Annotated in this window: 10 protein-coding genes; 5 read left to right on the top strand and 5 right to left on the bottom strand. The window is 64.4% G+C overall.

The window, feature by feature from the left end; genetic code table 11:
• Positions 1-3 precede the first annotated feature (3 nt).
• The 5 genes from ACVWY3_RS18690 to ACVWY3_RS18710 form a co-directional block, all read right to left on the bottom strand.
• The gene (locus ACVWY3_RS18690; RefSeq protein ID WP_456839784.1) at positions 4-3,240 is read right to left on the bottom strand and encodes a bifunctional cytochrome P450/NADPH--P450 reductase; all 3,237 of its coding nucleotides are present in this window, start codon (positions 3,238-3,240) and stop codon (positions 4-6) included.
• 130 nt (positions 3,241-3,370) lie between these two features.
• Entirely contained in the window at positions 3,371-4,366 is a 996-nt protein-coding gene (locus tag ACVWY3_RS18695; RefSeq protein WP_456839785.1) for an alpha/beta fold hydrolase, read from the bottom strand.
• 22 nt (positions 4,367-4,388) lie between these two features.
• Positions 4,389-5,939, bottom strand: a complete 1,551-nt coding sequence (locus ACVWY3_RS18700; RefSeq protein ID WP_456839786.1) for a WS/DGAT/MGAT family O-acyltransferase — start codon at positions 5,937-5,939, stop codon at positions 4,389-4,391.
• A 47-nt stretch (positions 5,940-5,986) separates the two neighbouring features.
• Positions 5,987-6,787, bottom strand: coding sequence for an esterase/lipase family protein (locus ACVWY3_RS18705; RefSeq protein ID WP_456839787.1), 801 nt, complete (start codon positions 6,785-6,787; stop codon positions 5,987-5,989).
• Positions 6,787-7,044 (bottom strand): DUF6489 family protein, encoded by a 258-nt coding sequence (locus ACVWY3_RS18710; protein WP_235539575.1) that lies wholly within the window; start codon positions 7,042-7,044, stop codon positions 6,787-6,789. The genes ACVWY3_RS18705 and ACVWY3_RS18710 overlap by 1 nt, the downstream gene beginning before the upstream one ends.
• A 376-nt stretch (positions 7,045-7,420) precedes the next feature.
• Between ACVWY3_RS18710 and ACVWY3_RS18715 the strand changes: the two genes are divergently transcribed.
• The 5 genes from ACVWY3_RS18715 to ACVWY3_RS18735 all read left to right on the top strand — a co-directional run bounded on the left by ACVWY3_RS18715 (position 7,421) and on the right by ACVWY3_RS18735 (position 13,069).
• Positions 7,421-9,016, top strand: a complete 1,596-nt coding sequence (locus ACVWY3_RS18715) for an ABC transporter substrate-binding protein (RefSeq protein ID WP_456839788.1) — start codon at positions 7,421-7,423, stop codon at positions 9,014-9,016.
• Positions 9,017-9,120: 104 nt separating this feature from the next.
• The gene (locus tag ACVWY3_RS18720) at positions 9,121-10,101 is read left to right on the top strand and encodes an ABC transporter permease (protein WP_456839789.1); all 981 of its coding nucleotides are present in this window, start codon (positions 9,121-9,123) and stop codon (positions 10,099-10,101) included.
• Between the two features lie 10 nt (positions 10,102-10,111).
• A complete protein-coding gene (locus ACVWY3_RS18725; protein ID WP_456839790.1) occupies positions 10,112-11,083 on the top strand; it encodes an ABC transporter permease in 972 nt (323 codons plus the stop codon).
• Positions 11,084-11,096: 13 nt separating this feature from the next.
• A complete protein-coding gene (locus tag ACVWY3_RS18730) occupies positions 11,097-12,083 on the top strand; it encodes an ABC transporter ATP-binding protein (RefSeq protein WP_456839791.1) in 987 nt (328 codons plus the stop codon).
• On the top strand, positions 12,080-13,069 hold the full coding sequence (locus tag ACVWY3_RS18735) for an ABC transporter ATP-binding protein (RefSeq protein ID WP_456839792.1): 990 nt from the start codon (positions 12,080-12,082) through the stop codon (positions 13,067-13,069). Before ACVWY3_RS18730 ends, ACVWY3_RS18735 begins: the two co-directional genes overlap by 4 nt.
• The last annotated feature ends 18 nt before the right edge of the window (positions 13,070-13,087 follow it).

Genomic DNA, 13,087 nt, shown 5'->3' on the forward strand with positions numbered 1-13,087 from the left:
CAATCACCCGCCGGCCCAGACGTCCAGCACATACCGGTTGTTCGTGCCCATGTCCTCGATCCAGCGTGCACTGGCGGCGGCATCGCTGCCGCTCTTCTCACCATGGATCGCGACGAGCGCGGCTTTCACGTCGGGCTCCATCTTGCCGCCGTCGCCGCAGACATAGATGATCGCGCCCTGCTCGATCAGCGGCCAGACCTTGTCCTTCTGCGCGGCGAGCACGTGCTGCACATAGGTCTTCGGCCCGTCTGCGCGCGAGAACGCCGTGAACAGCTCGGCGATGCCGCCGGCCGCCAGCGCCTTCAGCTCCTCCGCGTAAAGAAAATCTTGGTCGGGATGACGGCAGCCGAAGAACAGCATGGCTGGACCGAGCGTGGCCCCTTTCGCCTTGCGTGCGGCGCGCTCCTGGAGGAAGCCGCGGAAAGGCGCAAGTCCCGTGCCCGGACCGATCATGATGATCGGCACGGATGGATCGTCCGGCAGGCGGAAGCCCGCCTTGGTCTCGCGCACGGTGGCATAGATCGTATCGCCGGCGCGCCGGTTGGCGAGATAGTTCGAGCAGATGCCCTTGTAGGTGCCGCGCCCGGAGGCCGCGGGCCCTTCGACCACGCCCACCGTGACGCTGCACCGCGCCGGGTCGACTGACGGCGAGGACGAGATCGAGTAATAGCGCGGCGCCAGCAGCGAGAGCATTTCGAGATAGACGTGGAACGGCAATTCGCAGGCGGGATATTCGAGCAGCAGGTCGAACACCGATTTGCGCCTCGCCAGGATGTCGCTGCGATAGCGCTCGAGCGTTTCAGGCTCCTCCCCGACAAACGCCAGCAGTTTTGGCTTGGTGACGGGGCAGCGGGTGTGATCCGCCATAATCTGGATTTGCTTGCGCGTTGCGACCTGCTGCAGCTCGACGAACTCGCTGAGCAGGCGGCCGACCGACACGGCATCACCCACCGGCAATTGTGCGCGGCGGCCCTCTGCGACCTGGAGCCTGATCTGGTCGGCCGGCAGGAAGCCGAAACGGCGGGCCACCGAATCCACCAGCGTCGGATCGTTGCGCGGGACCACGCTCAAATGATCGCCGACGCGATAGGTGATGTTGGACGGCAGCTGCACCTCGATATGGCGCGTCGAGCGGTCGGAAGGGTTTGCGCCGGACTTGTTCTGGAGCTCGTCGTTGACCAGCACCTTCATCGCCACCGCGCCGCCCTGGGCCACGATGGTGTTGACCGCGGTCACCGCGACCGGCTCGATCGCGTAGAGCGGATCGTCTTCCGCCGTGCGGGTGAAATTCCAGTCGATGCCGAATTCCTTGGTCGCGACTTGCGCGGCCGCCGGGAACCATTTCTGGAACTGGCCGTCGAGATCGCTGCGCGCATCACCCTCGCCGCGCGGATAGACCGCGCGCGCGCCATGCATCGACAATTGCTCGTCGATGAAACGCGGCACCGACTGATAGGTCGCGGCCCAGTCGCTGTTGCCGCAGCCGAACACGGCGTAGCGCACGCCGGCGAAGGCATCCTTCGGCAGGTCCTCGCCGAGCCATTTGACGAACTGTGTCGCGTTGTCCGGGGGCGCGCCGTTGTAGGAGGCGCAGATGATCAGAACGCCCCCCTCCTGCGGCAGCTTGCCGACATAGTCGTCCAGCGCTCCGAGATGCACGGCAAAACCGTTGATCTCCGCAAGGTCCGCCATGCGCGTCGCAAGCTCCTCGGCGGTGCCGAGATTGGAGCCGTACAACACCAGCATCGGCGTGTTGTGGCCGGGCCGCGTGGTGGGCTGGCGCTGCGCCTTCGGCGCCGAGGACGCAGCCGCAATCGGCCCGCCATAGGTGCCGCGTTCGCGGTCGGCCCGCGGCCGCACCTTGATCTTGAAGCCTTCCGGCTTCATCGTCAGCGTTTCCTTCAGATGCATCTGATAGCGCTGATGGTCGATCAGCTTAAAGCGCTGCAGGATCATGCCGAGCGCAAGCGCCGCCTCGTGCATAGCAAAGCCGCGGCCGATGCAGGCGCGCTGGCCGTTGCCGAACGGCTTCCAGGCGTTGATCGGCCGCTTCGCCTCGGCCTCACGGCTGAAATTCTCGGGATCGAAGGCATCCGGGTTCGGGTCCCAGACCGAGGGATCGCGATGCAGAGCCGTCACCAGGATGGTGATGAACGTGCCCTTCCGGAGCTTGTACTTGCCGCCGCCGATGGTCTCGTCCTGTAGCGGCGAGATGCCGTAAGCGGGTGCCGGCGGCCACAGCCGCAGCGCCTCCTTCAGGATCTGCGTGACGTAGGTGAGCTGCGTCACCTGCTGGTAGGTCGGCTTCGCGTTGACGTCAGGACCGAACACGCGATCGACCTCGTCATAGGCCTTTTTGAGGACGTCCGGATGCTTGAGCAGCGCATAGAGCGCGTAGGACAGGAGGCCGCTGGTGGTCTCGTGGCCCGCGATCAGGAACGTGTTGATCTGGTAGCGGATGTTGACGTCGTCGAGCTGCTCGCCGGTCGCGCGGTCGACGCCGGTCATCATCGCGGCGAGCATGTCCTTCTTGTCGTCGATCCCTTCCGAACTCTTGCGGCGCTCGGCGATGATCTTGTCGACCATCTTGTTCATGAAGGCGACGTCCTCGGCGAGCGTCTTGCGCCGCTTCTGCATCCAAAACTGCTCGAACGGCAGGCCGCGGGTCATCATGATGGTTTCGAGCGAGCGCACCAGCGACTCGACGAAGGGATGGTAGTCGCGCCGGTAGAACGAGTTGAAGCGGTACTCGAAACCGCATAGGCCGATCGTGTCCAGCGTCAGCGCGGTCATGTCATGGACGACGTCGATCTCGTCGTCGGCGTTGAGCCGCCCCCATTTCTGCACGAGCTGCTCGGCGATATCGACCATGCTCGGGTGATAGGACTGCATGGCACGGTTGCCGAACGGCTGCAGCAGGATGTTGTGCGCCTTGCTCCAGTTCGGCTCGCGTGTGTCAGCCGTGAACAGGCCGTCGCCGCCGACCGCGCGCACGCGCCGCAGCGCGCCGCGCACCGTCTTGTCGAAACGCTTCTCGTCGGAGAGCTCGTCGACGAGATCGTGGCCGGAGACGACGACGATCGGCGCGCCCATCATGTCGAGCCAGAAAATCGGGCCCAGCTCCTTGGCCAGCCGCGTCAGGTGCTGCACCGGGGCGGCGGAATCCAGCGATAACATGTTGCCGACCACCGGCCTGGTCGGCGGCTGCGGAATCGGGTTCAGTCGGTTCTTGGATGACATTTAACTACGCTTCCCCTGACCGCGTCATTCCGGGGCTCGCGAAGCGAGAACCCGGAATCTCGAGGTTCCGGGTCTAGTCCTTCGGACCATCCCGGAACGACGTCTAAAACTCACATCGGCAACAGCATCGTCAGCCAAACCGCCTTCTACGCCATTCGATCAGCTTGGCGCTGACCTCTTCCGGCTTCTCCTGCTGCGTCCAATGGCCGCTGTCCTTCACCAGATACTTCTCGAGGTCGGCGATCAGCTTGTCCATGCCGTCGGCCGCCGAGGGCGGCAGCACCGCGTCGTTCTCGGCCATGATCATCAGCGACGGCACGCTGATGTGGTGATCCAGCCCCTTTGATCTCTCCCAGTTACGAGTGAAATTGCGGTACCAGTTGATGCCGCCGGTGAAGCCGGTTTTCGTGAACGTATCGACGAACACCTTCTTCTCCTCCGGCGACAGGATCGGAGTGCGCGGATCATGTCTGGCGTCGTAATTCGCGATCATCTGTGGGAACGCCAGGTTGATGCGGGGCGAAGCACCAATGCCGGCAATCGGCTGTTCCTCGGGCGCACCCGGAGGGCGGGCGGCCGGCTTGCGCATGAAGGCATCGAACGTCTCTTCGACGCGGCTGCCGAAAATCTTGTCCGGCCCGCGCGCAGGGTCCTGGAACTGGACGATATACATGTGCTCGCCGAAGCGCTGGCGGAACAGCGCAATCGGATCGATCGGAGCGCGGTCCCAATGCGGGGTGTTGACGCCGACGACGCCGGCGACGCGCGAAGGATGCCGCAACGGCATCTGCCAGACGACGAAACCACCCCAGTCGTGGCCGGCGAAGATCGCCTTCTCGATCCGGAGATGATCGAGGAGCCCGACGAGATCGCCGGTCAGATGCTCCATGTCGTAGGCCTCGACCGGCTCCGGCCGGTCGGTCGCGCCATAACCGCGCTGGTCCGGCGCGATCACTCGGATGCCGGCCTCGCTCAGCGCCTTGATCTGGTGGCGCCAGGAGAAGGCGAGCTCGGGCCAGCCGTGGCACAGCACGATTGGCGGAGTGTCCGTGGCCGGGCCGGCCTCGTAATATCCCATGCGGATTCCGTTCGTCTGGGCGAACTGGAGTGGCGGCATTTCAATCATGATACGCTTCCTGATCAACTCGCTATTCGGCTGCGCCCTTGATATCGGCTGTGGGCGGCGCATAGGCCGCCTCCAGCGCGGCGAACTCCTCCGGCAGCATGTCGCACATTACCTGCACATGCGGGATGATGTTGGCGCCGACGATGAAGCCGAAATCGAGCTGGTCGCGATAGCTCTGCACGGTGATGTTGAGCGCCTGCCCGTGGGTCGAGATCGACACCGGGAAGATGTGCAGCAGCTCGGCACCGGCCGCATACAGCGTCTGCCGCGGCCCCGGCACGTTGGACACGGTGATGTTGGCCACCGGCGGTAGCACGTCCGACAAATTGGAGCGGCTGTAGAGCAGCGCCAGGATCTGCACCATGATCGGCGCTCCCAGCATAGAGATGTTGGAGACCTGCGGCATCAAAGCGCGCAGCGGATGCGACATCTCCTTGGACTTGGTCGACTGCGCGATGATGGCCTCCAATCGCGCCTTGGGATCGTCGATGTTGGTCGCGATCGCGCAGATCATGCCGAACACCTGGTTGTTGGCCTCGGTGTTGCCCTCCTCGCGCAGCGAGATCGGCACCGCCGCGGTCAGCGATTTCGCCGGCAGCGTGCCGTATTGCTGGAGGTAGCGGCGGACCACGCCGGAGGCGAGCGCCAGCACGACGTCGTTGAGCTTACCGCCGGCCTGCTTGGCCAGCGCCTTCGCCCGCGACAGCGAGATCGACACACCCGCAAAACTGCGCTCCGACGAGATGGTCTTGTTGAGCATGGTCGGCGGCGACACCATGCTGGCGAGGCTTTCCCGCGATTTGGGATCAGAGATCTTGCCAAGCACGTCGGAGACGCTCTTGAGCACGGTCGGGATGTTGCCGGCGAACCGCACCGCGCTTTCGATCTGGTACATCGCGTTGTCGAACAGGATCGAGCCGATGTCGCTCTTGCCGGTGCGCGGCAGTTGCAGGTTCCTCGCCGCTTGCGAGGCATCGAGCGGCTGGCTGAACAGCTGCTGATAGGAATCGAGCAGGTTCGCCGCGATGTCGCGCGGCTCCTGCCCGGGCTTCGACCCGCCGGTCGGGGGATCGACCTGCCGCGGGATCGGCGAGATGTCGTAGATCATGTTGGTCAGCGCTGCACCGGCGCCACCGTCGATGGCGGCATGATGCATCTTCGAGTAGAGCCCGACCTCGTTGTCCTTCATGCCCTCGAACACATAGAATTCCCAGAGCGGGCGGGCGCGGTTCAACAGCTTGGCGTGCATCCAGCCGACGATGCGCTCGAGCGTGGCGCGGTCGCGCGGTTGCGGCAGGCTGGCGCGGAAGATGTGACGGTCGATGTCGAACTGATCGTCCTCGACCCAGGAGGGATGGTCGATGTCGAGCGGCGCCTTCTCCAGCCGCGCCTTCAGGATCGGCGCGATGTGCAGGCGCGAGACGATCATCGCCTTGAAGTCTTCGAAGAAGTCGCCCTTGTAATCGTCGGGCAGGCGAAAGATCGCCATGCTGCCGACATGCATCGGCATCTCAGGCGTTTCCAGATAGAGAAACGACGCGTCCAGTGACGACAGCTTCTTACCGTCGGCCATTGTTCCCTCCACTCAAATTCGACGGGCGCCTTTGCCGGCGCTTCTCGTCAGGCAGATACTGCCTGTTCCGGCGGGGCATATGCAATGGCAAACGGCCCTGCCCGGTCAAATGGCCAGAATTCCCCCTCCGGTTGCGCCAGGCGGTCGGCCACGGCCCACAGCGCCGCGGGGTTCACGCCGAGCCCGATATGGCTCGCCAGGTGGATCTCGATGTTCTCGGCGCGATCGGAAGGACGGAGCAGGCAGGTCCGCCAGTTCACGACGCCGTCGGCACGCGAATAGATCGACGTCGCCAGCACCGGCAGATCGCCCGCGATGGCCGCGCGCGCTTCCGCAAAATCCTCGACCCGCTCTCCGGATAGCGCCTCGTAGAGCCGCGTAGCGTTGGTCGCCCGCACGTCGTTGGCAAACGGGCTGCCGAGCGTGATCACGTAGCGGACCATGTCGGGCGCCCACAGCGCGAGATCGCGGGCATAGACGCCGCCGAGGCTCCATCCGACCAGGCTGACCTTGCGCCCGGTCGCGCCATGGATCTCGGCCAGGCGGGCGCGCAGCGACTCCCGCATCCGGCCGAGACCACCGAGATTGCGGCCCATCCGCCAGGCATGTGCCTCATAGCCGAGCTCGCTGAGATAGCGTCGCATCGGCGCCATCGAGAGATCGCTGGCGAGAAAGCCCGGCAGCGCCAGCACCGGATGGCCGTCGCCCCTGGGCGCGCGCATCAGGACGGGCGACAGCAGCAGGCTCGCATTCAATTCGAGCAGCCCACGGGTCTCGGCCAGCAGCAGGCCAAGAGCCGGCGGACGAAGCCGGTCTGTCCCCAGCGCCCCGTCCCGTCCGGGCGCCACTATTTCTTCTTGTCGCCGCTGCGCGTGCCGCCGAGGCCGGCCATCGCGACGAACATGTCCTGAAACCGCTCGGCGATCTTCGGATCGAAGGTGAACCAGCTCTGGACCAGCGACTCCGGCGAGATCTTCTCGATGTTGCTCAGGACCTGCTGCTGGAGCTTGTCCATCACCGCCGTCTGCATCGGCGCTACGTCGGGCAATCCGAAGAACTGGCGGGCCTCGAGGGGGGTGCAGTCGATTTCGATGTTAACCTTCATGTCCCCTCCGGATCAGATTCGAGCGGCCTGTTGCAGTATCGCCGCGACACGGTGTGCAACGCAAGCGACCTGAGACGGCCGGCCGGGCGCCGGCTTGCGTGATCGGCAGGTATGGTCAATCAAATCGCACGAGGGCACCGCACCGGCCGGCCGACGACCGTCCCGGCCTCCGGGGGATTTCACGAGTCGAAAGTCCATATTGCCGGCGAACCGTCCGCTCCGAGATTGCGGGTCAGCATTGCTGCACAGCGGCGCAACTTGGCGCGTTCCTTGCTGGAATGGCGCTTGCACGGGTCGATAACTCTGGGCAACATGGATAAATCAGCCCGCCGAACAATCAAAAATCACCGGTGCGGCAGTGTGGAGAGGGTCAAGAATGTCAGTCGGTCGAAGTCTGTTTGCGGCGGCGCTCGCCGGTACGTTTGCGTTGACGGTGTCGCCGGCGTCCAGCCAGACGCTGCGTTATGCCAACCAGGGTGACCTGAAGTCGCTCGATCCCTATACCCTCAACGAGAGCACCACCCACGCCCATCTCGGTCACGTCTATCAAGGCCTCACCGCGCGCGACAAGGACCTCAAGATCATTCCGGCGCTGGCGGAAAGCTGGGAAACGCCGGAGCCGACCCGCTGGCGCTTCCATCTGCGCAAGGGCGTGAAGTTCCACAACGGCGATCCCTTCACCGCGGACGACGTGCTGTTCTCGGCCGATCGTGTGCGCAAGAAGGGGTCGAACATGCAGACCCGTCTTGCGCCCGACGTCAAGGTGGTCAAGGTCGACGACTATACCGTCGATTTCGTCCTGCCCTCGCCCAATCCCATCCTGCATAACGCGTGGGATGTCTGGTACATCATGGACAAGAAATGGGCCGAGGAGAACAACGTCGTCGATCCCACGCCAGTGGCGGCGACCACGCCAAGCTACGCCTCGCTGCACGAGAATGGCACCGGCCCCTTCATCATCGAGAGCCATCAGCCTGGCGTGAAGACGGTGTTCAAGGCCAATCCCAATTACTGGGGCAAGGTTGAAGGCAATCTGAAGGAGATCATCTTCACCCCGATCGCCTCTGACGCTACCCGCGTCGCCGCACTGCTCTCGGGCGAAGTCGACGTCATCGAGCCGGTGCCGATCCAGGATATCTCGCGTGTCGATTCCAGCCCCAATGCCCAGGTGCTGAAGGGGCCGGAGCTGCGCACCATCTTCATCGGCTTCGACCAGACCCGCGACGAGCTGCTCTACTCCAATATCAAGGGCAAGAACCCGTTCAAGGACGCCCGCGTCCGCGAAGCCTTCTACAAGGCGATCGACATCGAGCTGATCAAGACGCGCGTGATGCGCGGACTGTCGACGCCCTCGGCGCTGATGATCGCGCCGGAGCTGTTCATACTGTCCAAGGAGTTCAAGCGGCCGAAATTCGATCCTGACGGCGCCAAGAAGCTCCTGACCGAGGCCGGCTACCCCGATGGCTTCGAGGTCACCATGGACTGCCCGAACGATCGCTACGTCAACGACGCCGGGATCTGCCAAGCCGTTGTCGGCATGCTTGCCCGCATCGGCGTCAAGATCAATTTGCTGGCGCAGCCGAAGGCGCAATACTTCGCTAAGGTGCTCAAGCAGGGCGGCTATCAGACCTCGTTCTACCTGCTGGGCTGGACGCCGAGCACCATGGACTCCCACAACGTGCTCTACGACATCATGGGCTGCCGCGACGATGCGAAATCCTCACGAGGCGAAGCCAATCTCGGCGGCTACTGCAACAAGGAGTTCGACGCAATCACCGACAAGGTGCTGGTCGAGACCGACACCGCCAAGCGCAACCAGCTGATCAAACAGGCCTACGAGATCAGCATCAAGGACTGGGCCTACATCCCGCTGCACCAGCAGGCGCTGGCCTGGGGCGTGTCGAAGAAGGTCGACCTGCCGCAGCGCGCCGACAACCTCGTCATGTTCCATTGGGCGACCAAGAAGGAATAGCGTCACTTGAACACGAGGTCCCGGCAGCGTCACGCTTCCGGGACCTTTCCTTTTCCGGCTGACAAGGACGTTGGCCGTACGCTCATCCAAGGAAAGTGGAAGGCATGCTCGCTTTCACGCTTCGCCGCGCCGTCCAGGCCATCGGCGTCATGTTCGCCGTCGGCATCATCGCGTTCTCGATGTTCCGCTTCGCCGGCGACCCCGTCAACCAGATCGTCTCGATCGACACATCGGCGGCCGAACGCGAGGTCGTGCGCAAATCGCTCGGCCTCGACGATCCCGTGCCGGTGCAGTTCGTGCGCTATTTCGCCGACGCCGCGCAATTCAAGTTCGGTATCTCCTATCAATTCCGCCAACCCGTCGCGGCGCTGTTGATGGAGCGCATGCCCGCGACGCTGGAGCTGGCGATCTGCGCGACCGTCTTTGCGATGGTGCTGGGCATCCTGATGGGCGTCTATTCCGCGCTCAGGCGCGACACCTTACTCGCCAAATTATTCCAGGCGGTCTCGCTGATCGGCATCTCGCTGCCGACCTTCCTGATCGGCATCCTGCTGATCTATTTGTTCGCGGTGACGTTGGGCTGGCTGCCCTCGTTCGGCCGCGGCGAGGTGGTCAAGCTCGGCTGGTGGACGACGGGCCTACTGACGCTGTCGGGCCTGAAGGCGCTGATCATGCCCTCGATCACGCTCGGCCTGTTCCAGATGACCCTGATCATGCGGCTGGTGCGCGCGGAAATGCTGGAAGTGTTGCGGACCGACTATATCCGCTTTGCCCGCGCCCGCGGACTGACCACCCGCGCCATCCATTTCGGCCACGCGCTGAAGAACACGCTCATCCCCGTGATCACGGTGGCCGGCCTGCAGTTTGGCTCGGTTATTGCATTTTCGATCATCACCGAAACCGTGTTCCAGTGGCCGGGCATGGGACTGATGTTCGTACAGGCCGTGCAAAACGTCGATATCCCGATCATGGCTGCCTATCTGCTGATGGTTTCGCTGATCTTCGTCACCATCAATCTTGTGGTCGACATCCTCTATACCGTGGTCGATCCGCGCCTGCGCGCGACGGTCGGCCGCGCCGCATAAGGCAGCCCGCATGTCCGACGCAGTCGTCTCAAATTCCAACGGACAGAGCGCGCAGCCGGCGCACGCCGCGCGCAGCTGGTTCAGCCGCGCGCTCGACAGCGACGTCTTCTATTCGTTCCGCCGTTCCAAGCTGACGATGGTGGCGGCCGCCATCACGGTTTCGTTCTTCCTGCTCGCGATCTTTGCATCATGGCTGGCGGTGCAGAACCCGTTCGATCCGGCGCAGCTGCAATTGATGAACTCCCGGATCTCGCCGCTGTGGACCGCCGACGGCCAGAGCCCGTTCCTGCTCGGCACCGACGAGCAGGGTCGCGACGTGTTCTCTGCCATTCTCTATGGCATGCGGATCTCGCTCGCCGTCGGCGTTGCCGGCGTGATCTTCGCCGGCGCGCTCGGAATCGCGCTCGGCCTGATCGCCGGCTATTTCGGGGGCGCGGTCGACGGCGTGATCATGCGCATCGCCGACGTGCAGCTCACCTTCCCCGCCATCCTGATCGCGCTGCTGGTCAACGGCATCGCCAAATCGATCCTCGGCAACCGGCTCGATGCAAACAGCATGCTGGTGGTGCTGGTGATCTCGATCGGCCTGAGCTTCTGGGTTGGATATGCCCGCACCGTGCGCGGCTCGGTGATGGTCGAGAAGAACAAGGACTATGTCGCCGCCGCGCAGCTGATCGGCCTGCCAGCACCAAAGATCATGCTGCGGCACGTGCTGCCGAACACAATGGGTCCGATTCTCGTCATCGCCACCATCAACCTCGCGCTTGCCATCATCACCGAGGCGACGCTGTCCTTCCTCGGCGTCGGCCTGCCCGACACCATGCCCTCGCTCGGGACGCTGATCCGCATCGGCAACAACTATCTGTTCGCCGGCGAATGGTGGATTGTTGCCTTCCCCGGGCTCGCGCTGGCAGCGCTGATCCTCTCCATCAACCTGCTCGGCGACTGGCTGCGCGACGCGCTCAACCCGAAACTGCGATGAGTATGCGTTGCCCATGACCGAACCCGTTCTCTCCGTTCGCGACCTACACGTGGAATTCGCTTCCCGCCGCGGCACGCTGCGCGCCATCGACGGCGTCTCCTTCGACATCGCCAAGGGCGAGGTGCTGGGCGTGGTCGGCGAATCCGGCGCCGGCAAGTCCGTGACCGGGCTATCGGTGATCGGCCTGATCGATCCGCCTGGCCGCATTACTGGCGGCGAGATCCGCCTCGCAGGAATGCGGATCGACAACCTGCCGCCCGAGGAGATGCGCCGCATCAGGGGCAAGCGCATCGGCATGATCTTCCAGGATCCCCTCACCTCGCTCAATCCCCTGTACAAGGTCGGCGACCAGATCGTGGAGACGATCCGGACCCACCTCAATCTCTCCGAGGCGGCCGCCCGCCGCCGTGCCATCGATCTGCTCGCCGAGGTCGGCATTCCCGCGCCGGAAAAGCGCGCCGACGGCTATCCGCACGAATTCTCCGGCGGCATGCGCCAGCGCGTGGTCATTGCGCTGGCGATCTGCGCCGAACCGGAGCTGATCATCGCGGACGAGCCGACCACCGCGCTCGACGTCTCGGTGCAAGCCCAGATCATCTCGCTGATCAAGCGGCTCGGCCGTGACCACGGCACCGCCGTGATGCTGGTGACGCACGACATGGGCGTGATCGCGGAAACCTCCGACCGTGTCGCGGTGATGTATGCGGGCCGAGTCGCCGAGATCGGCCCGGTCCAGGACGTCGTCAGGAATCCGCTGCACCCTTACGCCAAGGGTCTGATGGGCGCGATCCCGACGCTGGCCGGCGACGACAAGCGCCTGGTGCAGATCCCGGGCTCGATGCCACGCCTGTCGGCGATCCCGCGCGGCTGTTCGTTCAATCCGCGCTGCGCCTTCGCCTTCGACCGCTGCCGCGTGGAGCGCCCCGAGCCGCTGCCGCGCGGCGCGCAATCGGTCGCCTGCCATCTCTATGACACGGTGCCGGCGGAGAGCGCGGCATGAGCGCTTCTTTCGTCCAGGCCACAAACCTGCGCCGCGTCTTCGACGTCTCGAAGCCGTGGCTCAATCGCGTGCTCGAAGGCGGTCATCTCGAATACCTCAAAGCGGTCGACGGCGTCACCTTCGACATCAAGAAAGGCGAGACCTTCGCGCTGGTCGGCGAGTCCGGGTCAGGCAAGACCACGGTCGCGCGGATGGTCGTCGGCCTGCTCCCACCGAGCTCCGGCGACGTCTTGATCGACGGGGTCTCGATGACCGATCCGCGGCAGGCGCCAGCGCGCCGCAAACTGCGCCGTCGCATCCAGATGATCTTTCAGGACCCCTATGCGAGCCTGAACCCGCGCTTCCGCGTCGATGCCATCATTTCCGAGCCGATCCGCGCCTTCGACCTGATCCAGGGCGAGCGCGACATCCAGGCCCGCGTCGGCGAGCTGCTCAGCCTTGTGGGTCTGCATCCCGACGACAGGCTGAAGTTTCCGCACGAGTTCTCCGGCGGCCAGCGCCAGCGTATCGCGATCGCGCGGGCGCTCGCTTCCGACGCCGAGTTCATCGTCTGCGACGAGCCGACCTCGGCGCTCGACGTCTCCGTGCAGGCGCAGATCCTGAACCTGATGCGCGACCTCCAGGACAAGTTCGGCTTGACCTACATGTTCATCAGCCACAACCTCGCTGTGGTCCGCCACATGGCGAGCCGCGTCGGCGTGATGTATCTCGGCCGCATCGTCGAGATCGCGGAAGGACGCGAGCTGTTCGCCCGTCCGCGCATGCCCTACACCAAGATGCTGCTGGGCGCCGTGCCTGACCTCGCTATGTCTGGCCGACAACGCATTCCGGTGAAGGGCGAGATCCCGAACCCGATCAATCCGCCCTCCGGCTGCGCCTTCAATCCGCGCTGTCCACTGGCGTTCGATCTCTGCCGCAAGGAAACGCCGGAACTGATCGACGGTGTCGCCTGCCACGCGGTGAACACCGCACCGGTCCCAGCGTGACGCGCGCGTGCCATGCGG

This window comes from Bradyrhizobium sp. USDA 4486, assembly GCF_054057995.1.